Genomic DNA, 21,807 nt, shown 5'->3' on the forward strand with positions numbered 1-21,807 from the left:
TCGCCGACCGCTAGTTTCTGAGAGTTGTCCGACTGACTCACACTTGCATCTAGCACGGATCGCACCACCGGGCCGGATCTGGTGCAGATCTAAGCTGCTCGCATGGCTGTTCACCTACTCGTGACGACGACCACACCGGACCGCGCGTCTGGCGCGATGATCGCCGGGTCGGCGGTGGCCGCCCGCCTGGCGGCCACCGCGCAGGTCGCCGGGCCTGTGGCGTCGTTCCTCTGGCATCTCGGCGAGCAGGGCGAGGGTCAGGAGTGGAACGTGACGTTCAAAACCACGGACGCGCGCTATGCGGAGCTCGAAGCGCACATCGTCGAGCAGCACCCGTGGGATAAGCCGGAGGTGACCGCCGTTGAGCTCGTACGCGGCTCAGCCAGCTACCTGCGATGGCTCGAGGATTCGACGAGCGCCAGGGCCTAGTACTCCAGCCGCACTTCGTTAGGTGTGGTGTCGTCGTCGGTAGTGGCTGGTCTTGGCGCGGTGCTGGTGACGTCGTCGCCATCGTGACCAGGCCCAGGCGTGGATGCGGTCAGGTAGGCGGGTCAGGTGTGCCAGGAGACGGCGGATTTCGGCGAGGGTGAGAGGGATGAGGCCGCTGCCAGGGCTTTTGGGGTGATCGCGGCGGTGACGGCGAGGTACGTGTGGGCGAGCATGGCCAGGGTGATGTGCCGGTACCAAGCGTCGTATCGGCGGACCTGGTAGTGGTCGAGGCCGACTTCGTTTTTGGCGCTCTGGAAGCATTCTTCGATGGCCCAGCGAGCTCCGGCCACGCGGACCAGCTCGGCGTCTTTGGTGTCCTCGGGGCCGCAGCACAGATAGTAGGCAAGCTCGGGTTCTTTGTCGGCAGTGGTGATCTGCCGCCGGATGAGTAGCCAACGGGTCCATCCGGGCGGGGTGTGTTCGCCGGCGAGAAGGGACGCTACTGCCCAGTCGTAGAGTCGTGGCCCCTTCGCGCCGTCGCCGGCAGAGCGACGTTTCCAGGCTTGCTCCGGCGCCTGCTCGGCGGCGTGGTCGGCGCGGGCAGAACCGGTCATGGCGGGGATGGTCTGGCTGCGGGGAACGGCGACTACATAGCCGATCCAGTGCTGTTCCAGCCATGTCCGGAACTTCGAGTCCTGGCCGTAGGCCTCGTCAGCTGTCACCCAGGACGCGGGAACGCCGGCCTCGAGTGCGCGGGCGAGCATGGTCGTGGCCAGCGCCGCCTTGGTGGCGAATTCGACCTCGTCGGGAACGGCGGCGTCGCGGCATCGGGCACGATCGGCGATCCAGGACTTCGGAAGATACAGTTCCCGGTCGATCAGTGTCCGGCCTCGTCCGGTGGCATAGGCCAGAAATACGCCCAGCTGGCAGTTCTCGACCCGGCCGGCCGTGCCGGAATACTGCCGCTGCACACCCGCGGACTTCGTGCCCTTCTTCAGAAACCCGGTCTCGTCAACGATCAGCACACCGTCCCGCTCGCCCAGGTGCTTCGCCGCATACGCCCGGACATCATCACGGACACCGTCGGCGTCCCAACTGGCCGCGTTCAGCAGTCGCTGCATCCCATCCGGTGTCGCGTCACCGGCCACCTCGGCGAGTGTCCACCCGTTCTTGCCCGCCAGCGGCGCCAACAACCCCCGCACATACGCCCGCGCACGCCGACGTGGTTCAGCCCGCGAGAACCGGCCCGCCACCAGCGCAAACAAGTCCTCCAGGCCGGCCGCCCACGCCTCGACATCCGCATCCACGATCACAAGACCAGCAGGCTACACCTACCGGTAACGAAGTGCCGCTGGAGTACTAGGCGATCAGCCGGGACAGCAGCTCGCAAACCGCCGGCGTCGCCCGGTACCGCGTCAGCTGGCGGGCTACCACCTGAATCCGAACTGCTGGGCGTACCGAGCTGTCTCTGCCGGCAAGGTCGGCGGAGGAAGTTGACCGCGCCGACCTCCTCCGCGACTGTCCGGCCTTCGACGTAAAGCAGTTGGGCGCGTGCGTGATGGCATTGGCCGAACCTGCCCGGCCAGCCTGCTGCTATTCCTCGGCCAGCATTGATCCTGCACGGTTCTGCACACGACTGGCCGGACTTCAGAGCTCCGAGAAGATGACAGCCGGAAGTTCTGACAGCGTCGACACCGTCCGAGTCGCACCAGCGTGACGCAACCCGGCTTCACTCGTCTTACCGGTGGCCACGCCGACGACTCGCACGCCGCCGGCCAGCGCGGCCTTGACGTCATTCGGCGTATCTCCGACCAACACGACCTGCTTGTTGCCGAACCGTACGCCAGTCCGCGCCTCAGCTCGCTGTCGTGCAATCTGTACCAGCTCCGAGCGCTCAGCGTGATCGTCGCCAAAAGCGCTGCTGTCGAAGTCAAGAAAGCCCGCAAGGTCGAACACGTCCAGTTTGATGCGCGCCACCTCCCGCAGGTTGCCGGTGAGAATCGCCTGGTGGATTGCGGGATCGGCAGCGAACAGAGCGAGCGTTTCCAGCGCGCCAGGTAGAGCGCGTCCAGTGGTGGCCAGTTCTTCGCGGGTGTCCTCGTAGCCCTGCACCAGGGCATCGGCCAACTTCTGGACGGCCTGGTCGGTCGCTTCCAACCCGTTGACCTTCAGCGACTCGGCCATGATGTCAAGCTCGGTCCGGCCCGCGATGGTCGCCAGCTTGGCCAACGGCCGGCCGGTAGCTGCGGGAAACGCCCGGTCGTAGATGGCCCGTCCGACGCCCCTCGTCTCGATGAGGGTGTGGTCGATGTCCCACAGCACCAAGGTTCGAGGTGCGGCGTCAGGCGTGGTCATGTCGTGAGTGTGCCATCCGTGACGAATTGAGTGCGGCGAGATACCATTCGGGCTGGTCAGAAGCCCGACGGGGAGGCGGCACAAGATCGTGAGCGACCAGTTGGCGCGGATGGTGGGTGATCGGGTGCGGTTCTACCGCACGGCCGCCCACCAGACGAAGACGGTCGTCGCCGGGCTCACTGGTATCACGCCGGACTACCTCTACCAGATCGAACGCGGCCAGAAGCTGCCCACGATTCCAGTGCTCGCACAGCTCGCCGAAGTCCTGCGCGTCAAGCCGGGTGACCTGCTGAGCGCCGAGCCAATTGCGGCGCCCCGGCGCGCCTCTAATGCTGCCGGGGACGCGATTTACCGCGCCATGACTGCACCGGCGACAGCAGGTCCAGCCCCTGTTAGTGACCTCGGGCGCCAAGTCTGCGAAGCCTGGAGCACCTGGCAGACGTCCGGCCACCGCTACAGCGAATTGACCACCGACTTGCCAGAGCTCATTGCAACCACCGATGCGACGGTCCGCGGCACCTCGGGCAAACATCGGCGCCAGGCGCAGTCCGTAGCCGCCGACTTGTACGGCCTCGTTCGGACCGTGACGAAGCGCATCGGCCGCGTAGATCTGTCCCTCCTGGCTGCCGACCGCGCACAGCGGTCCGCGGAACAAGCGGACGATCCGCTCCGGCTAGCCGGAGCCCGCTGGAACCTCATCCAGGTCATGCTCGCCGATGGCCACGCCCAGGCCGCCGAAGACGAAGCCATGAAGGCGCTCACCGAACTTCAGACCGCGCTCGGCCCGGACCACCTCGACGCTGCGGCGATGTCCGGTGCGCTTCTCCTCCTCGCTGCCGTGGCCTCTGTCCGGGCCGGGGATGCCTGGACAGGCCGCGAGCGACTCCGACAGGCGACGCCGCTTGCCGAGCGAGTCGGCGACCGCAACGTCTGCTGGACCGCGTTCGGGCCAACCAACGTGGCCATGTACGCCGTCTCAATCGAGGTGGAGTCCGGCGAAGCCGTCGAGGGCTTGCGGCTGGCCGCCCACATCGACCATGAGCGATCGCTCTCGATCGAGCGACGGGTGGCATTCTTGCTCGACCAGGCGAAGGGCTACGCACAACGCCGCGAGTTCGCCCAAACCCTGGCCCTCTTGACGACCGCCGAAACCGACGCACCGGAAGACGTCAGCTTTCGGCCCGCGGCCCATTCGCTGATCCGTACCGTCATGAAACGCGGGCGACGGACCGAGGCAGCCGGCGCCGTCCAGCTCGCCAACCGAGTCGGCCTGCCAGATTAGGGCAACCCCTCGCCAGCTACCTACCCGAGCTGACAGTTCGGGTTACCGGCAAGTAATCGTCCTACCGTCGAGTTCTGGCACCCCGGCGGCCGGTTGATCGTCCTCTCGCCTCCGAGGTCACGGGCGAACTCCCGCGTGCACTACTTCTCGTTCACCGTGATGCGTCCCGGTCGTCGGGTGCCACCCAGCATCCGCAAGCAACGAACGAGGCGATCCTGGTGCACCACGGCGAACGCTCATCGACCCTGAGTAATCAGTTCGACCTCACCCATCCGGCGCGCAAGCCTCGTGGAGTTGACGTCCACGGCGGCAGCTCTCGCCTCGTCAAGGGCGGCACGTGCCGCGTCCAGTTCGCCCGCACGGGCGTAGGACTCAGCCAGCCACGTCCGATACAACGCCACCTCGCGGGCGTGCGCGCGGTCGTAACGGTCGATCGCAGCCGTGAGCAGCGGCGCCGCGGAGACCGGATCCCCCAACTCGATCAGGCAGCGGCCGGCCATGACGTCGATCTCGTCCCGCGACATCCAATACACCCATTCGGGTTCGGGAACATCGACGGTCCGCTGGGCGTAGGCGGTGTCGACCTCATCCAGCGCCCGGCGAGTGGCCTCCTGGTCGCGGGATCGTGCACTGGCCCAGGCCAGGCGCTCGAGCAGGAGTGTCCGGACGACCGGCGAGGCTTGCCGAGCGCCGGTCACCGCGCTCCTGGCGAGCAGCTGGGCGTCGGCCGGATCGCCCACGTTGGCCATCTGGTACGCCAGCGACGAGAACAGCTGCCCGACCAGCGCATCATCTCCGGCGTCGCGAGCTGCGGAAACACCGTCCAGGTACGTGCGTTCAGCCTGCAGGTACGCTCCGGCGTCGCTGGCGACCCAGCCGGCCAGCTGCGCGAGCTCGCCGACCACCACGCGCAGCCGTCGGCCGACCTGATCGGTGTAGCTTCCACCGTTCACGATGTCAGCAGCCTCGGCCAGCTCGCGCTGGACCAGCGGGTTCAGATCGCCTCCGCCGACGGTGTCGTCCAGGTGGCGAAGCTCGATGACCCGGCGCTCGAGTTCCTCGGCGAGGCTGTCGCCGACGCGTCGGCCGGCGGCGCGGTGCACCGCCACCGGCGTGTCGGACACCAGCCACTGGTGCGCCAGCCGCAGCGGGTCCAGCGACGGCCCGTACAGCGCGTCCACGGCCACGTTCAGCGCCCGCGAGTACGCGGTGACGTGTTCCGGTTTGACGGTGCGTTCACCGTTCTCCAGCTGCCAGATGTAGGTCTTGCTGTAGTGCGTCTTCGCCGCCATCCTCGACAGGCTGATCCCAGCGGCCTCACGCGCCGCCCGCAGTTGTCCACCCAGCTCGTGCACGATCTCCCGTCCCGCTGCGAACAGTTGCGAACGGCGATTCAGTTCCCATCACGCCCCGTAGCTACCAGGCTACCGGAAAGGCGAATGCGACGCGTCTATTCGACATGCGACCACTTGTCGGGGCAACAACGCGTCACACGAGTGAATGTGAGGAGCGCACCATGACAGTTGACTATGAATCGCTCGCGACGCTGCTGCCAATCACCTTCACCGCCCTGTTCGCCATCGCATTCGCCATTGGTCTGGCCCAGCAATGGGCGGTCAGCCGAAAGCGAGCGCGTGCAACCGCCAGCCGGAACGCTTCTCCGCGCTGTAGCCCGGTCAAAGACATCGGACGCGGCCTCCGATGACCATCCCCGTCAAGAGCCCGTTCGCGTTCCTCTGGGACGAACCGGCCAGCGAGCCGTTCACCACCTTGCTGAAACGCCACTGGGACTTCCATCCAGTGTTTGACACCGACGGTCTCCTCGAGAAGATCACGGGCGCCTTCGCGTGGGATGTGGACGGCTTCGTCGACGCCCTCCGCATCAAGAGCGAGACCGACGCCGCCGCCCTGCGTACGGATCGAGCCGGCGGGAAGGTCTGGGAACGTGAGGGCGACGCCCTCGACGTCCTGCACCAGCTCGTCGACCTTCCCGAGCCCAGCGACCCGCAAGCGCCCCGTCTCGTGATCGGCTCGGCTCCGCGGCTGTGGACACCGTGAAGTGGCCGTGGGCGCGGCGACGCGCGCGACGAGAGCTCACCCTCGTCCAGGCACGGCAGGCGCTGGTGTCGCTGCCGGACGTCCTCTGGCGCGATCCCGAGTCCGAAGAACAGGCACGCACGCAACTGCAGGAGATTGCCGCGATCGTCGGCTGCGCACTGGGGCGAGTTCATGCGTCATCGGACGAAGCGCGCGCGTTGAAGTACGCGCAGGCGAGGTTGACCGCGTTTCTTGTGGGCTGGGACGACCCCCGCCTGATCGCACCGACACACGTCGCTCCCATGTACGAGAGCCTCACGCGTGCACTGCGCGACCTTTCTGCCCGCCTGGCAACGAGCAAGAACGCTGATCCGCCAGTGGACCCCGACGAGCCCGTCCCTCGAACCTGAGCCCTCCAAGACCCCAGCCCGGACAGGCGATGTGCGTACCTCCCTCCCGTCCGGTCTGCGCGCCTCGACCGAACGCGGGCGTCCACCCTCCGGGCGGTCGAGGCGCATCCACCGTGTTCATCCCCGAATCTGGAACGTCATCACCATGCAAGACACCTCAACCGCAAAATCGTGCTGCCACGGGGCCATCCGCGAATCTGCCACGTCGATCTCGTCACAGTCGACTCCGCGAACGTACTCACATCAGCAGGACCCGCCCGGCAGTCATCGGCTTCGCCCGTACAACTGCGCACCTCGCCGCCTTGCTGACCATGTCACCGGAACACACTGATGACAGACTCCGAACGATTGCTGGATCACCCCGGCGCACCGCCGATGAAGATGCTCGGCCTCATCACCGATGCCTACACCAATGCGTTGATACGGCTCGCTTATGCCGAGCGTGACCATCATGACTGGACGTCCTACAGGAAGCTCGGCTACGACCTGATCGGAGTTGGAGCACAGGTCGTCATCCACGCCTGCGCTCGTCGCGAGCAGCCGACCGACGACCCGCGGCAGGTGGCAGCGGAAGTGGTCCAGGAGCTGCGGACCACCCTCGGCCTCGCCGAACAAGTTGCCGGAAGCTCAGCGGGTGCGGACTCGGTGGCGATGGAAATCGAGGCGTTCGCCGAGGATTGCGCGCAGGTCACCGCGCTGCTGTACCGACTTGCGGCGAGCTTGTCCCCGTCGATCATCGCCGAGATCAACCCGCTCGGCGACGATCACGACGACACCATCGATAACAAGGACGAGGGTGGACGGTCGGATGGTGAATCCGCATGACCGACCGCAGCGGGGTGCACACCGATCACAGGGGCACCGGTCCAGGTGGGAATCCACCTGCCAGCCAGAAGAAGCTGCCAGCTACGCCGTGCACGACGAACCGACCGCGACACCATCCCGCCGCGAAGGATGACCGCCGATGGAAACGCGGGGCCGCCGCATGACAGCGTCCTCAGCCACTCGGCCGACCGCCACCGTTCTGCGGTCGCCGTCCACCAACGATCCGCGAATCCATCGCGTCGACGGCGCCACATTCGACTCCACTGGCGTGCTCGCACCCGCGTGCGCGTCAGCGGATTCCCGGCGCGACACCGTCGATGCCGCTCGGTCCCGTCGGCCCCGCTACCGCGGCACCTCAACCGCGGTGACTTGTGGGAGACCTCGATGCCGTGAGGACGATGCGGGTACCGACCCGCCAGGACATGTAGCCGACTCTCCGGCTAGCGCGGATCCACCATGCCAGTGACCGACGGGGCGAGACCCGAGACCTATTGGTGGACCACCGTGCGCGCGCGGCCACTGCACGACTACCTCGACTCCCGCACGCCGACGGCCCGGATACGGCATTGGCCAACTCGCGATCCCGACTTCCCACAGACCATCCACCCGCTCCAGGAAGCCTTGGAAGAACCCGATGACAACCACCGAAACCGGCGAGCTCGCCCACGCCGTGGGCGCGGAACTACAGCAGCAGCGGGAAGACCGCGGCTGGTCCCGCGCTGCGTTCGCCGCATGGTGCAACAACCAGGTGAAGGCGCGAACACTCATCACGTGGGAGGAAGCCACCCGCTCGATGTCCCTGCGCCAGCTCGGCGACGCGAGCCGGCTCTACCTGATCCGGCCCTCGGACCTGCTAGCACGAGCTGAGCGCCGCATCGGCTGGAATCCCGACCTCGCCGTGGATCTCACCACGCTCGCCGCCACCCAGATCGACGCGCTCCGTCCCGCGGCCCGCTGGGCACAACAACAGCTCCACACCGGAGAACCACCGTTTCGCGGATTGAACCCGGACGACCTCGCCAGGCTTGCAGACCGCAGCCGCCTGAGCATCGCACACCTGACCATCCTGCTGTCCACCGAAGCGCCGGTACACCGATGACGCCAACAGAAACGACACACGCCACCCCGAGTCACCAAACCACCACCGCGGGGAAACCGTGGTGGCAAAGACCAGCCGGGACGAATCCGGACCGCATCAACCTCGCCTTCCTTCTCGATGCCTTCCGCCAAGCCAAAAACAGCGACAACCGCGATGCCCGCTGCGTCAAATTTGCTCACATCAACGAACTTGACGCTGCGCTCCTGCTCGAAGCCCGAGTACCGGACGCCGGCTTCGTGTTCCGATCCGAACGCTCGTTCCTGGATCGCGCAGCCGCCTACCTCGTGGCCCGGCAAGGCGTCAGCACCATCGTGGTCGCCGGCGCGGGACTGCCCAACATCGACTACGAACACGACCTGCACTCGGTCGTCCGCCGCACCGAGTCCACCAACCGAACCCGGGAGCAGAACACCGCTCGCGCGAGCGTGATATACGTCGAACACGACCCCCTGGTCCTGGCGCACCTGCGCACCCTCGCCGACGAGAACAACGGCGTCCACGTGGTCGATGCCGATCCCTGGAATCCCCACGCGATGTGGAACACCCTCTACAACACCGCCGGAGAAACTCCCGGCCTGGTCTCGCGCGATCATGACCACGTGGCACTCCTGCTGGGCGGGGTGATGTCCTTCCACGGCGGCAGCCGCGCCGAAGCGGCGCGGGTCGTACAAGATCATCTCGCCCGGCTGCCCGCCAATGCGTTCCTGGCCATGACGCACCTGCTGCAGCCCGAGCATCCCGACCTCGCCGTCCAGGCCCTCGAGTTCGAAGCTGCGCTACAGCACCGTGGCCCCGGTACCGGAAGCCTCGCCACCGAAGCCCAGATCGAAGCGATGATCCGCGGCACCATCCTGTTACCGCCTGGGATCGGCCCCGCGTTCGCCTGGTTTCCCGACGGGCCGCCCACGGACACGCCGGTGTGCGGGAACTTCACCGCCGCGGTCCTTACCCAGAAACCCGAACCGGACCGCGACCTGCCGGAACCTCCGTGGCGGCCGCCACCCTCCTGACTTCCTGACCGTCCGTGCCCCGATGTCGCGGACGGTCAGGGAACCGGGCCGGCCTCCTCGCACGAAACGAGATTCTGCGCGAGGACACCGGGTGCCCGGATTCGACCGGCTACCGGGGTAGCCGGTCAACTCGCCCGTGATCACAGGTCAAGCAACCGGCCTCCCCGATCGTGGGTGACCACCGGTGCCTGGCCGTGCTCACGGCCCCCCCGAGCACGGCCAGGCACCCACACCACACCAGGCGCGCCCAAGTTGCGCCGAATTCGTTGTCGAGAAGGGACATTTCACCCGTGCGTCTCAGAGCAACAGCCGCAGCAGCGCTTGCCCTGCTGCCGATGCTGTTCGGCATCTCCGCCGCGACCGCCGACACCGGTACGCCCCCACCCTCACCGTCCACCGCCACGGCATCGCCGCGGATTGTCGGCGGCGACCCCGCCCCCGTTGCCTACGCCGGCGCCGGATCCCTGCAGCTGCTTGACCACGACGATCCCAACTGGCACTCGTGCGGGCTCACCCTCCTGGAGCAGGGGTACGACGAAACCGGCCAGCCGGCCGCGGTGGCGGCCACGGCCAGCCACTGCCTGAGCAACCCGCCCAGCCCCGCCGAGCAAGCGCGGATGAGCCCGGCCGAGAAAAAGATCTTCACCAGCTTCCGGACCGACCTGCGTGACCCCACCATCGACCGCAGCGATCCAGCGATCTACCACGCGCGATTCGGCTCGCCCAACCGGCTGCAGGGCGGCGTTGTCCGCGCCGGCAGCAAGATCGTGGTCCCGGCGGGCTGGGCCTGGGGCAAGGCCGATAAAGACGGCAGGCTCTGGGACCTCTCCCTCATCCGGTTCGCCGGCCACGTCGACGGCGTCCGCCCGGCCCGGATAGCCCCCGCGTGGCTGTGGCAGCCCGCGCGGGCGATCGGCTGGGGCATCACCACCGACCCGGCCGCCTGGACCGGCCCCGCACCGGCCCAGCTCAGCCAGCTCGACGTCCCGCTCCTGCGCGCGGCCAAGTGCGCCCCCGGCGGCATCGGCACCGGCGAACTGTGCGCCGGGGTCCCGCCGACCGGTGGCGGCGTCTGCAACGGCGACTCCGGCTCCGGGCTCCTGCAACGCCACGGCGGCGACTGGTACCTGCTCGGCGCGGCCTCCCGCACCATCGCCGAGTTCTGCGGCAGCGCGGCAATTTACACCAACTTCAGCACCTACCGGTGGTGGATCACACAGCAGACCCGCACGCTGCTGCCCGGCGCCCCAGACGCCACCACCCACACCGCGCCGGCCACACCCGTCGGCTGACCCACGCAACACCTGTTCGGGGGGTGGGCGCGGCAGATTCGATACCGCGCTCACCCCGGGGCCCAACGGACGGCCCGCCACCGTGGGAGTGCCCGACCAGCCTGGAAAGCACCTAAACATGCCACCACGAACCGCAGCTACACCCGCTCACTCACGCGCGCAGAGTCGCGAACGCGGCGACGTCGACATCGAAAGTGCCCGCCGGGACGCGGTCGCCGATTACCTGCTCGGCGGCCACTTCAACACCACCATCGACCGCCTCTTTGGCGACTATGTCCTCGCCGACCACCCGCGGCTGACTCAGCTGGCGCTCGCGGCCGCCACCTGGGATCGCTGCGCCGCAGCGGCCATGCTCGATCACGGGCTGCGTTACTTCCTCGTCCTCGGCACGGCGTGATGAGCGGGCTTTTCTGGTGCGTCCTGCTGTGGGTGCAGCCTCGGACGGCTGCGCGCGCGGACGCGCCTCTACGCCGCCGTCATGATCGCTCTCTGGCCGACGGTACAACTTCATTCCGGGCCCGCACCCGGCCGTCGCGAGCTCATCTGGACGGCCGGATGGCCCACCTCGCATCCCCGCGCGGCTGCGCGCCTCCTCCATGGTGCGCGCCGAGGCACGCCGTCCTTCGGTGGCGCCCGTGAGCACCCAGTACGAACACCTTCCTGCCGTGTACCAGCGGGTCTACGAACTGCTCGCCGACCACCCTGGCCCCGACACCACCGCGCCCCCGATCGCTGCTGCCCTCCAGATCAGCGAGCCGGATGCCGCCGCGGCGCTGCAGCGGCTGCACGCCGCACGCGAGCTCGACCAGCTCCCGCCCGGCGACCGGTACGCCCTTGCACCCTGGGCCCGCCAGCACGCCACCCACCAACGCGCCTATGTGACCGACCCGACTCGATCCGGCCAGAACAGCCGCCTGATCGACTGGTACGCCGCCACCGCCTGCGCCGCCGTCCCGCTCATCGCCCCTGAAGCATTCCGGTTCAGCGCCTCTGCCGCGCATGAGGCCGTGCCCCACGACAACGTGGACGGGCACCGTGCGCTGCTGTGGTACACCTGGGAACACCGTGTCCTGAGCAACGTCCTCACCGCCGCTGTGGATCACGGGCGCAGCGACGTCGCCGTCGAGCTGGCCGAAGCCATCTGGCACCTGGCCCGCGCCACCTACCACCACGACGACCTCGCCCACGCCCAGCACACCGGCCACGCCCTCACCCACCAGACCCGACATCCGATCGCTGCGGTGTTCCGCGCCCGCGAAGCGTCCGCCCTGGCCGACCTCCGAGACATCACCGACGCGCTCGGCGCCGCGGCCGACGCCGCCGCCCTCGCCCGGGACACGGCCGAGCCGGGCATTCTCGCGTTGGCCCACTCTCAATGCGGCCGCGTCCATCTCGCCACCGGCGCCCCGGAGGAAGCGCTCCGGGAACTCACTACCGCCCTTCGCCACTACCGCAGCGTCGTCGACGACCACGGCCACGCCCTGGCTCACCGCCGCATCGGCCAAGCCCACCTGGCCCTCGGCAACACCGCCGACGCCCTCCGCTACCTCGACGCCTCGATCAGCGCGCTGATCCGCGCGAAACACCGCCTGGGGGCGGCGCGAGCACTGACCTACCTCGCCGACGCGCTCATCGCCGACCGACAGCCGTCCAACGCACTGTCGGCCATAGGCCGCGCGCACACCCTGCTGGGCAACGCCGCGGCCCCGCGCTACCGGACCGGACTCGACCTGGCCGCCGCCCGCGCCCGCTACGCCCTCAGCGAGACCACCATCACCCGCCGCCTCACCGAGAACCTCATCACCCGGCTTGACCATGCCGGCCCTGGCGCAGCAGGCGACCTCGCCGCCGCCATCGCGCTGCATGACCAGCTCTGACCCACCACGACGCGAGGAGTCCTTTGTGGCACCTTTCTTCCACACGATGACCGGTCCTCTCCTGCATCAGCTCCAGTGACCGTTCAGATCACCTTCCTACCGGCCCCTCGCAGCCGCACTGGAACAACACGAGCCGGCGAAACCTCCACCTGACGCACCGCCGCCACCTGGAACGAGAAACTGCATGAATACACCTAAATCACTTCTGGCACTGCTCGCCTTGAGCGGCTCTCTCCGCGCGGTCAGAACAGATCGCGGATTGGGCCTGCGCAAGTTCGCGGACAAGCTGGGCGTGTCGGCTCAGACCTTGTCAAACTGGGAAACCGGTAGGCGGGCGCCGGCGATCGAGGAGGTCGCGCACCTGCTTGGATTTCTCCGCGTCAGCCCAGTTGAACGCCAACGCGTCATGCGGCTCTGGTACCAGCTCGACTCCCCGACTTTCATCGAAACCCTCAGCCCAGACACCACCTGCCTGCAGCAGAAGCTCGATGAACTCGCCTTCCGCGCCTGGGAGTGGGCACCACATACCGTCCCGGAACCGTTGCAGACCGCGGAGTATGCCCGCGCGATTCTGCAGCGTGACCAGGCACCGCCTGACGATGTCGACGTAGAACTCTTCCTCCGACAAGCGCGGCAGCTGGACCGGAAGCAGCCTCGACAACGAACTGTGCTGTTGAGCGAAGCAGCGTTGGCGCCAGCACCCGAGTCACAGCTACACGCGATCAATACGATGGCAGACCGACCCCAGCTGAGGATCATGCTCGTACCGGTCACCGACAGAGTGGGAAGAATCGAGCCTTTCACGATCTATGAGACCCACGGCAAGGGCTTCACTGTCGCGTTCCGCCACCACGACAACGTCATCTTCGTCAGTGAGCGAAGCCTGGTACAGAGCTACCAGTCGACGTTCAAGACTCTGGAACGGGAAGCAATCGACCATGTCGACAGGGCGTGAGGTCATGACCGCGGAAGGCATAGTGGTGCCCGAAACTGCGCGGCCGGTTCCCGCCCTGCTGACCGACCCGGCATGGCACACAGCCCTTGCCGTAGTACGCGAGCAGGCACTGATCGATACCCACGAACCCGCAGCGATCATCGAACTGCTGACACGGGCGGTCGACTGTGCGGAACACGACGGCGACAGGGCACTAGCCGAGTCAGGCTGGGCGCGGATACTCAATCTCGCGCTGACTCGTGACGACCACGCCGGATTGCGGTCAGGTGTGACCGACTTGAGCCATCTCTACCGCCGGTGGGACCACAGGCAGTACCCGACGAAGGTCGCATCCGATCTCATCGACACGGGCGATCCCGCGGCAATACTGGAACTAGGTCGCAATCGCAATGCTTTGTGTTGCGGCGCAATGGCACCTTCGGAGACCAACCGGTGAGCTGCCACGATCACAGCTACGAAATGTTCGGCCTGGACTTCGGCCAGCAGTACAGTATCCGTTGCCTCTCATGGCACCTCGGGACGTTCGAGCGCGACGGGCACATCCGTCGCGAGTGGGCATTGCGGATGCAACGACAGGGCGGCGACGGCCAGCAGCGTTCGCTGACGTGGCTGCACGACCTACCCGGACACGAAGAACTCGACCGGGACTGGGCGATCTTCCTGCTCGCTCGTGACGCCGGCGACGGCCGACAGTCCTTCGACGCCTACATCGAGGAACACCTTTCCCAACGCGACGACGATGACATCCCCCGGCACGAGCATCACGACTGGGTGCGCGCCGAGCACCTGTGGCATCAGGTCCGGGACTTTCTCGGGCGTGATCCGGCCCTGCTCACAGCGTTCTTCGGCATCCTGCCGCCCGAGCGTTGAATGCCGTACCCGCAACCCTCCAGCCTGGGACGCATCCTCGGCGACGCCATCGCAGTGCCGTGCGTCGCAGCGCTGGTCATTCCGATCATCGCCATGGTCTTCACCCGCTGGAACCCCGTCTACGGCGCCGTCGCCACGAGGGTGGCGGTGATCGCTGATATCGGCTGGGGTGGCGCGTTGTTCGTGTCCGGGATACGCCGGCTCAGAGAGGAACCAAGAGAAAATGCCAACCCCGAATGCGCGTCAGTACTCGCCGACGTCGCCGAGAAGGGGCAGAGGCTGGCCGACGATTGGTGAGCACATCACAGCAGTGCACGTGCGTTCCGCAGCCGACGGCGTGCCCGACCCGGACTGGCTGCCCTGGCCGCCCACGGCCCGGAACTGTCCGCTACTGCTGCCGCGGGGGGAGCAGACGCCGTATCGGGTGTGGGAGGTTTTGGAGCTGCGGGCTCGCTATGTGCGGTGGCCGCAGATCGCTGGGCGTCTCGGTGTGCCCGAGCCCGTCGTCCGCGACTGGATCGCCCGGTTCGGCAACCGGTGATGCCGGCCGTGGGCGGCCCGCGATCGAGGTGCCAAGGCACACCGCCCGCCAGATCGAGCGAGGACGGGACGTCGGTCCGGCCAGGACTGAGCACCGGCCAGACCGACCCGCCCACGCACGGCACCCAGCGGGCGCCGCCGCGCTGTTACGGGCACCGCGGAACCTGCGGTGTACCGCCTCCGCCGGGGCCGGTGTGCTGTTCGACTTCCCATAGATCGCTGCGGACCCAGCCGTGGGTGCCGCCGCGGTAGGACCAGCCCCACGCGTGCCCGTCGGATGCCCCGCGCGTGCACGACACCCAGAACCCCGCGCCGTAACCGATCGTGCCCAGCACCGGGCCGTCAACGGGCCGTGACCGGATGCGCGCCCCGTCCGCGGTCGCGGTGACCGCGATCCAGCCTTGCGCCGTCGCGGCCAACATCGTCTGGGCATGCGGCGAGGTCGATGTGGGCCAGACAAGGGTGCCATCGGGTGCGACCGCCGGCGTACCCGAGTTGGCCTTGCCCTCGCCCAGCGCGCCCACGTCCGGCTGATCGGACAAGGCATCGGCGGCTGGCGGCGCGTCGGCTGCGTCAGCCGGCGCCGCAGCCGCCATCGTCGCGCTCGCGAAAGCAGCGATCGTCAGCAGCGACGCGGCGATCCGCTTCGCGTTCAGAAGACTCGTTGTCATGAGAGGACTCCCGTCGAGTCTGGCGCGCGCCACGACCGCTCTGAGGAGGATTTCCTCCGAGTACGAGGGCAGCGGATCGTCGACGCACGCAAGGAAACCGACGCTCGATCCAGGACCGTACCTCGGCCTGGAACCTCACCACCCGTCGAAAACGACTGGTGCGTCGTCGGTCTAAGTTTTCGGCTCGGGAGAGGCGCCCTCCCCAGTGCCCTCTCCCGAGCCGGGAACCCTTCCACCGCTGGGGGGTCGAAGCGGTGCAGGTCCCCAGAAGGGTCCATTGTGGTCGCTCCCTGTGGACCACCGTGGATCACCTTCTACGACCAGAGTGCACCAGAAACAAGTTATTCGCCACAACTGTGGCGGATTTTCTGGTAATAACTTTAAGTGCCATCTCGTGCGCGAAACGCAGCGCTCGACGACATCGTCCTCCCCACCATGCGACCACGGCTGGGCGTGGCTGCCGCGCAGTGCAGCAGACCCGCGGTCCGGGGCAAGCCGCACAGTCCACGAGGGACACGACCGTCACCCTCCAGCCGGCTTGCCCCGGACCCGCGGGGCCCGCTGGCCAAGGCCCCGTCCACCGCCCACCCGGGCCGCGGCCACCGAGGAGGAAACCGTGTTGAAATACTTCGTCTCCACCCATCGCACCCAAGGCGAACGGGTCAACGACTCCAACAGCATCCCCGGCCCCGAGATCGTCGATCTGGCCAGCCTGTCGCACGAGGACCCTGACTCGCCCATCTGCGGCTGTGCCCGCAGCTTCGTCGGCATCTCCAGCCGGCAGACCTCGACCACCGCCGAGGTCGTCGAAAGCGACATGACCGCCGCCGAGTACATCGGTCGTTTCCACGCCGGTCTCCTCGCGCTCGGCTGGAAAGACAACGTCGAGACGCGCAACGGTGTCATCGATGCCGCGGTGGAGCTGCTGCTGCTCGCTGCCATGTGGCCGGTGGGCACCGTCGTCGAACGCCGCCTCCACGAGATCCGCGTGCGGAGCTTCCCCAAAGAATCGTGAACGCCCGCCGCCTGTCCAGCAGCTCACCCGAAGGAGTCTCGATGTCCTGTTCCACCGACGTGCGGCGTGCCCGCGCGTTCCTCCAGCACGCCGCCGAACCCGCCAACCCGGTCATTGCCCGCTACGTCGCCGACGTCGGACCCGTCGACGCAGCCCACCACGTCTACGAAGGCTCCGCACCCTCCGGCGTCCTCACCGAATCGCGCCACGACGTCGACTGGATGCGCGCCGACGCCGGCCTGCACACCGCCGCCGAGCTCGGCGCCCGCTTCGTCATCCCCGAAGATGACGAGTGGCCGGCCGGCGTCGTCGGCGGCCTGAGCACCCTGGCCGCCGACGACGCCACCCTCGGTGGGCTCCCTCTGGGCCTGTGGGTTCAGGGCGAGCCACGGCTGGACGACCTGGCATCCGCACGGTCGGTCGCGATCGTGGGAGCACGGGCCGCCACCGAGTACGGCGAACACCACGCCGCCGAGTTCGCCTACACGCTGGTGTCTCGGAATGTCACGGTGTGGAGCGGTGCCGCCTACGGCATCGACGGCGCCGCTCACCGCGGAGCGCTGGCCGCCGATCGCCGAGCCTGCACCGTCGCCGTCCTGGCATGCGGGATCGACTACGGCTACCCGGCCGGACACGTGGGCCTGCTCAAGCGGATCACCGCCTCCGGCGCGGTCGTCTCCGAGTACCCGCCGGGCGTGCCGCCCGCGCGGCACCGGTTTCTTCTACGCCACCGGCTTCTGAGCGCGTTCACCCGCGCGACGGTCGTGGTCGAGGCCGGCCAGCGCAGTGGTGCCCGGCACGCCGCGCGCCTGGCCGACAAGCTCGGTCGACCTGTCCTCGCCCTCCCCGGTCCGCTGTCGTCCGCCGCGTCGGCCGGGTGCCATCGGCTGATTCAAGACGGGACGGCCCGTCTGGTCACCTCGGCCGACGACGTCATCGCGGTGATCGAGGAGTCCGAGGGCGAGGTGGATCCGGAACCGGAGGCAGCGACCCCGCTGGACGAGGCCGATCGACGCTAGCACACGCCCCGACGGCGGCCCGCACCTTGCGCAGGCCCGGTGATATCGCGCAGGGTCAGGGGCCGCCGTCGGACGCGCGCTCAGGGCGGTGGCGGCTCACACCTTCGTGGGCCGCCACCGCCTCCCCGGGCTCATTGACTGGGGAGACCGAGCCGAGGAGCACCGACCCGTGACTCAGTACCTGACCCCCGGTGAACTGATCGGATCCTTGCCCGACACCCGCGCCGACACCCTTCACGTCATCGTGCTGCCCCGAACCCCGGACAGCACACTTGCGTGGCGGCTGACCTCGCCGACCGGGGTGAGCTTCCCCGCCACCCGGGTTCGCGGCATGACCACCCGAGAGCTGGCCGACCACGTCCGCAACGCGCTGCCGACCGACCGCAACTGCGATCTGGTCGTCGTCGTGATCAGCGACGAACGTCCCTGGAACCGGCCGCCGTTGCGGGCCGCGATCGCCGCGCTCGAGGCCGACCTGAGCACCACCGGACACACCGTCCTCGGCCGCTACTGGGCCCCGCACACCCGCCCCGGCGCTCCCTGGCGCGACTACCGCCGCCCCACCCACCTCGGCACGGTCATCGCTCCGCGCGCCGACCTCGACTTCGCTGCCCCGGTCCAGCTGGGCGGCGACGCCCCGACCCCGACCTGGGGCCTGCCTTTCACTGACACCGGCGAGACCCTGCCGGCCCACCTCGGCCGGTTCGCCCGCCGGGTCGTGCCGCAGCTGGTGCGGCGCGGGGACGAAGCGGGCCGGATCGTCGCCCACGCCATCGTCCAGGCCGGCCGCGGCGAACTCGTCGACGACATTGCCGCCTTCGCAGTCACGACCGCCCTGGCCGACAACGCCGTCTACGGGCCGATGCTCCTGCCGCCGAACGAGCACGACCCGCAGCGGGTCGAGCAGCTGTGGATGGCCCTCCACCGCGGCAGCCGAGATCCTGCGGCCCGTGCCCGGCTGGCGACCTTGATCGCGGCCAGCGCCGTTCGCCGCGGCGAACGCCACCTCACCGCCTGCGCCCTCGCCCACGGAGCGCCGGGCGCCGCCACCGTCGGACTGCTGTTCCAGCAGCACGCCGCCGCCGAGGTCGTCGAGCAGCAGCTGGACCAGACCGCCGGCCAGGTCGGCGCCTTGCCCTGGGTCAGCGCGAAACGCTGGTAGCCCCACGTCCCCAGCAAACCAGTTCGGGCGCAGCGTCCCGGGCGTCCTTACGCGCTCCGGGACGCTGCGGCCCGCCTGTCACGAAGGCCACATCGTGCATCACGTCATCCAATGGTCCGGCGGCATCGGTTCCTGGGCCGCCACCGAACTCGTCCGCCGCGACCACCCCGGCGACCCGATCACCCTGCTCTTCGCCGACGTACTGATCGAGGACAGCGACCTCTACCGCTTCAACGCCGACGCCTCGCACCGGCTCGGGATCCCGATCACCCGGGTCAGCGACGGCCGGATACCGTTCGAGCTGTTCACCCAGCGCAGCTACCTCGGCAATTCCCGAATCGCCCCTTGCTCTGCATCGCTGAAGCAGAAGCCATGCCGGCGGTGGCTGACTGAGCACACCGACCCAGCCGACACCGTCCTCTACGTCGGGCTCGAGCCCGACGAGCAGCGCCGAGCACCGGCAGTCACAGCCGGGTGGCGACCGTGGCGCGTCGAATACCCGCTGATGCAGCATCCCGACCTCACCAAGGACGATCTGCTGTCCTGTGCCGCAACGCCGGGTTGGAACCGCCGCGGCTATATCGCTTCGGGTTCAACCACAACAACTTTCCCCGGACTAACGCATGCATACTCCGCTGAACCTGGTAGCTGACGAATAAGGCTCGACCACACGCCGTGCACAGCATGAGAGCGGACGGGTAGGGGCATGTCACGGGTTGCGGCGCTTGCAGCTCTCGACGACCGGTACTTTCGGCGCGCATCGCACGTCCTCGCAAACTGTAACATCTCGCCGACCCTAACGACTGGATTGATGTCACCCCAGTCTCAGGAGGATCGCGTGTCCGAAGTAGTCAACAAGGTTGCCGATGCAGCAGGCCGGTTATTTTCATCGCAAGAATTCGCACACTACGCTGCACACAAAGCGGTCCTCCTGAAACGCGTCGCGAGCGAACACGCCACTCTCGAAGCGCGCCTTCGGCCCGCCGACGACGAGCTTAATAATCAAACACACCAACTTTTCGACCTGCGTAGAGCCACACAAAAAAGACGATGGCGAATACTTCTATACTCAATAGTTCCCATATTCGCCATACTGTCAATGGCAATATGGAAGATTCCCAGTTCGACATTAACCAATCGCTTTGGTGCGTTGATCGCATGGACAGCAGTACCAGCTCTTTTAATCGCGTCCACCTGGGCGATCCTTGTCGAACGTGCTAAGTGTGCACGGATGGAGCGCATGGTTTTCGAAGCCCACGCGCGCCATCGCCGAGAACTGACTGCCGTAGCTACAGAGATGGTCACCGCCGCGATCAACGAGGAGCTGGGTCCGCGCGGCATCGTGGCATTTCCCACGGATGCACCGCGCTTGGTCGAACTGGACACCTCGATGATCACTCCATCAGCCCCAGTTGCTTACGTCAAAGGCTTCATGAAAAGCCACGATTCGTCCGCCATCGGCCTTGCCGGATCACGGGGTTCGGGCAAGTCAACTGTCATGCGTGCATTACGCAACGACGAGATGCTTTCGCGCTATCTGACCATTATCCCCGCACCGGTCAAGTACAACGATGGTGAATTTATTCGCCGACTTCTATCCGATATTGCGAGCCTCATCGCAGGCCCTCTCTCGGAACCTGCAATCAAGCGGGTCCGAAGAACCCGCAGAACGGCATTTTTGACCACAGGTGTCGTGGGCGTTATTTTTGCCCTACTACGCTTGTTAGACCTAAGTTCAGAAGCAAACAAAATTGATATCTATCTCGCCGTCGGCTTGGGTATGATCATTTTTTCGGTCATTGGCGTGGTGTTCACCATGATAAATAGCCTCGCTTCGATAGGGTTAGAATCAGGACCAGCCGACATCCGCCAAGCCCGACGGATTCAACACCTACTCAAGTGGGAAATAGAGCAAACGACAACCAGTAAGAATACCTTCAAAATATGGTCAATTTTCGAGGGGGCCGACGACGACTCCGTCAAAGCAAAGAGTCGCGCCATGTCGCATGCTGATTTAGTTATGGAGCTCCGCCATCTACTAACACTCTTCGCCTCTGCTCATCCGGATGACAAATTGGTTGTCTGCGTCGATGAACTTGACAAGCTGGATAAGCCGGAGAGTCTTGTTTCGATCACAAATGAACTGAAAGACTTGTTCCACATCGAGGGCATACACTTCTTGGTGACCGTATCTACCGATGCGCTCGCTTCATTCGAACAGCGTGGCCTGCCCACTCGCGACGCATTCGACTCGGCGTTTGATGTAATCGTCAATGCAGGACACCTGACACTCGACGAGTCCGTCGCCGTCGTCAAGGCTCGAGCGGCAGGCTTTGCCCCACTAATTGCCATGTTTTGTCATGCCTGGTCCGGCGGTTTGGCAAGGGACCTTCTACGCACAGCGCGAATGGCCGTCGAGCTACAGCGCCGAAGCGACACGGCCCTGACCATCGTGGATCTTGTATCCCACGTCGTCCTGCACGATTTGAGAGAGATCACCTTAGCGGCCGTCCGAACAGCGAACCCCGCAGATCCAGATATCACCCACTTATGGGACCTCCACAACTTGACGAAAACCGTCACGGGGTCCGACGATCACGATTTGCAGTCGTTGACATTCCAATCACAAGCGGGCGAAATCCTTCGCGCAAAGGCAATGCTTGGCATGCGCCTAATCAACCTCGCCGTCACCATGAGCAAGTTCGACACCTTCTGGGACACAGCCAACGCTCGACTAACGAGTCTCGGGTCAATCCTTGAGGACATCGCAACCGCGATTACCGAAATTACGGGCCCAGAACCTATGCGGAAGGCGGCCATATTGAAGGCAACCAGGCGGTTCGATCTCGGCAGCGAGTTGGCATCCGCTTAAGCCGCGACCCGCGATCGTCTGCGTCAGAGGACCAGCTCTCCAGGTAGAGTTTGCATGGAGGCATGCGAACACCCCGACTGCAACAGT

General features: G+C 66.7%; 24 protein-coding genes and 1 pseudogene. 21 read left to right on the forward strand and 4 right to left on the reverse strand.

The window, feature by feature from the left end; translation table 11 throughout:
* Nucleotides 1–102 precede the first annotated feature (102 nt).
* Entirely contained in the window at nt 103–429 is a 327-nt protein-coding gene (cutA, locus tag QRY02_RS31610) for a divalent-cation tolerance protein CutA (protein ID WP_285986465.1), read from the forward strand.
* A gap of 18 nt (nt 430–447) precedes the next feature.
* On the opposite strand, the pseudogene QRY02_RS31615 reads toward cutA, so the two are convergent.
* Together QRY02_RS31615 and QRY02_RS31620 are read right to left on the reverse strand one after the other, a co-directional pair.
* Nucleotides 448–1,736, reverse strand: a pseudogene (locus QRY02_RS31615) (IS701 family transposase).
* Between the two features lie 340 nt (nt 1,737–2,076).
* On the reverse strand, nt 2,077–2,784 hold the full coding sequence (locus QRY02_RS31620) for an HAD family hydrolase (RefSeq protein ID WP_285986466.1): 708 nt from the start codon (nt 2,782–2,784) through the stop codon (nt 2,077–2,079).
* 88 nt (nt 2,785–2,872) lie between these two features.
* Between QRY02_RS31620 and QRY02_RS31625 the strand changes: the two genes are divergently transcribed.
* Nucleotides 2,873–4,066, forward strand: coding sequence for a helix-turn-helix domain-containing protein (locus tag QRY02_RS31625; protein WP_285986467.1), 1,194 nt, complete (start codon nt 2,873–2,875; stop codon nt 4,064–4,066).
* 236 nt (nt 4,067–4,302) lie between these two features.
* On the opposite strand, the gene QRY02_RS31630 is transcribed toward QRY02_RS31625, so the two are convergent.
* Entirely contained in the window at nt 4,303–5,421 is a 1,119-nt protein-coding gene (locus QRY02_RS31630) for a helix-turn-helix domain-containing protein (RefSeq protein ID WP_285986468.1), read from the reverse strand.
* 161 nt (nt 5,422–5,582) lie between these two features.
* Here QRY02_RS31630 and QRY02_RS31635 point away from each other — a divergent pair, with 161 nt between their 5' ends.
* The 14 genes from QRY02_RS31635 to QRY02_RS31700 all read left to right on the forward strand — a co-directional run bounded on the left by QRY02_RS31635 (nt 5,583) and on the right by QRY02_RS31700 (nt 14,982).
* Nucleotides 5,583–5,771, forward strand: coding sequence for a hypothetical protein (locus QRY02_RS31635; RefSeq protein WP_285986469.1), 189 nt, complete (start codon nt 5,583–5,585; stop codon nt 5,769–5,771).
* Nucleotides 5,768–6,124: a hypothetical protein gene (locus QRY02_RS31640; protein WP_285986470.1), complete on the forward strand. Its 357-nt coding sequence runs from the start codon at nt 5,768–5,770 to the stop codon at nt 6,122–6,124. Before QRY02_RS31635 ends, QRY02_RS31640 begins: the two co-directional genes overlap by 4 nt.
* Nucleotides 6,112–6,513, forward strand: coding sequence for a hypothetical protein (locus QRY02_RS31645; RefSeq protein ID WP_285986471.1), 402 nt, complete (start codon nt 6,112–6,114; stop codon nt 6,511–6,513). The genes QRY02_RS31640 and QRY02_RS31645 overlap by 13 nt, the downstream gene beginning before the upstream one ends.
* Nucleotides 6,514–6,843: 330 nt before the next feature.
* Entirely contained in the window at nt 6,844–7,338 is a 495-nt protein-coding gene (locus tag QRY02_RS31650; protein ID WP_285986472.1) for a hypothetical protein, read from the forward strand.
* A gap of 634 nt (nt 7,339–7,972) precedes the next feature.
* Nucleotides 7,973–8,437 (forward strand): helix-turn-helix domain-containing protein, encoded by a 465-nt coding sequence (locus tag QRY02_RS31655; RefSeq protein ID WP_285986473.1) that lies wholly within the window; start codon nt 7,973–7,975, stop codon nt 8,435–8,437.
* Nucleotides 8,434–9,447 (forward strand): SAM-dependent methyltransferase, encoded by a 1,014-nt coding sequence (locus tag QRY02_RS31660; protein WP_285986474.1) that lies wholly within the window; start codon nt 8,434–8,436, stop codon nt 9,445–9,447. Before QRY02_RS31655 ends, QRY02_RS31660 begins: the two co-directional genes overlap by 4 nt.
* A 290-nt stretch (nt 9,448–9,737) precedes the next feature.
* Complete coding sequence (locus tag QRY02_RS31665) at nt 9,738–10,739, forward strand: S1 family peptidase (RefSeq protein ID WP_285986475.1); 1,002 nt, start codon at nt 9,738–9,740, stop codon at nt 10,737–10,739.
* A gap of 118 nt (nt 10,740–10,857) precedes the next feature.
* A complete protein-coding gene (locus tag QRY02_RS31670; protein ID WP_285986476.1) occupies nt 10,858–11,136 on the forward strand; it encodes a class I SAM-dependent methyltransferase in 279 nt (92 codons plus the stop codon).
* Between the two features lie 238 nt (nt 11,137–11,374).
* Nucleotides 11,375–12,616, forward strand: coding sequence for a hypothetical protein (locus tag QRY02_RS31675; protein ID WP_285986477.1), 1,242 nt, complete (start codon nt 11,375–11,377; stop codon nt 12,614–12,616).
* A 184-nt stretch (nt 12,617–12,800) separates the two neighbouring features.
* The gene (locus QRY02_RS31680; RefSeq protein ID WP_285986478.1) at nt 12,801–13,571 is read left to right on the forward strand and encodes a Scr1 family TA system antitoxin-like transcriptional regulator; all 771 of its coding nucleotides are present in this window, start codon (nt 12,801–12,803) and stop codon (nt 13,569–13,571) included.
* Between the two features lie 4 nt (nt 13,572–13,575).
* Entirely contained in the window at nt 13,576–14,007 is a 432-nt protein-coding gene (locus QRY02_RS31685) for a hypothetical protein (protein ID WP_285986479.1), read from the forward strand.
* Nucleotides 14,008–14,030: 23 nt separating this feature from the next.
* The gene (locus QRY02_RS31690) at nt 14,031–14,441 is read left to right on the forward strand and encodes a hypothetical protein (protein ID WP_285986480.1); all 411 of its coding nucleotides are present in this window, start codon (nt 14,031–14,033) and stop codon (nt 14,439–14,441) included.
* The gene (locus QRY02_RS31695; RefSeq protein WP_285986481.1) at nt 14,442–14,738 is read left to right on the forward strand and encodes a hypothetical protein; all 297 of its coding nucleotides are present in this window, start codon (nt 14,442–14,444) and stop codon (nt 14,736–14,738) included.
* A gap of 19 nt (nt 14,739–14,757) precedes the next feature.
* The gene (locus QRY02_RS31700) at nt 14,758–14,982 is read left to right on the forward strand and encodes a helix-turn-helix domain-containing protein (protein ID WP_285986482.1); all 225 of its coding nucleotides are present in this window, start codon (nt 14,758–14,760) and stop codon (nt 14,980–14,982) included.
* A gap of 145 nt (nt 14,983–15,127) precedes the next feature.
* Here QRY02_RS31700 and QRY02_RS31705 read toward each other — a convergent pair whose 3' ends face one another.
* Nucleotides 15,128–15,652, reverse strand: coding sequence for a hypothetical protein (locus tag QRY02_RS31705; protein ID WP_285986483.1), 525 nt, complete (start codon nt 15,650–15,652; stop codon nt 15,128–15,130).
* 616 nt (nt 15,653–16,268) lie between these two features.
* Here QRY02_RS31705 and QRY02_RS31710 point away from each other — a divergent pair.
* The 5 genes from QRY02_RS31710 (at nt 16,269) to QRY02_RS31730 (ending at nt 21,720) form a co-directional block, all read left to right on the forward strand.
* Nucleotides 16,269–16,667: a DUF7715 family protein gene (locus QRY02_RS31710; RefSeq protein WP_285986484.1), complete on the forward strand. Its 399-nt coding sequence runs from the start codon at nt 16,269–16,271 to the stop codon at nt 16,665–16,667.
* A gap of 41 nt (nt 16,668–16,708) precedes the next feature.
* Nucleotides 16,709–17,686 (forward strand): DNA-processing protein DprA, encoded by a 978-nt coding sequence (dprA, locus tag QRY02_RS31715; protein WP_285986485.1) that lies wholly within the window; start codon nt 16,709–16,711, stop codon nt 17,684–17,686.
* Between the two features lie 169 nt (nt 17,687–17,855).
* Nucleotides 17,856–18,848 carry a DUF4192 family protein gene (locus QRY02_RS31720; protein ID WP_285986486.1) on the forward strand — a complete coding sequence of 331 codons (993 nt, stop codon included), beginning with the start codon at nt 17,856–17,858 and terminating at the stop codon, nt 18,846–18,848.
* A 94-nt stretch (nt 18,849–18,942) separates the two neighbouring features.
* A complete protein-coding gene (locus QRY02_RS31725; RefSeq protein ID WP_285986487.1) occupies nt 18,943–19,500 on the forward strand; it encodes a hypothetical protein in 558 nt (185 codons plus the stop codon).
* A gap of 186 nt (nt 19,501–19,686) precedes the next feature.
* The gene (locus tag QRY02_RS31730; RefSeq protein ID WP_285986488.1) at nt 19,687–21,720 is read left to right on the forward strand and encodes a P-loop NTPase fold protein; all 2,034 of its coding nucleotides are present in this window, start codon (nt 19,687–19,689) and stop codon (nt 21,718–21,720) included.
* Nucleotides 21,721–21,807 lie beyond the last annotated feature (87 nt).

The sequence above is a fragment of the Amycolatopsis sp. DG1A-15b genome, from assembly GCF_030285645.1.
Classification (GTDB): Bacteria; Actinomycetota; Actinomycetes; order Mycobacteriales; family Pseudonocardiaceae; genus Amycolatopsis.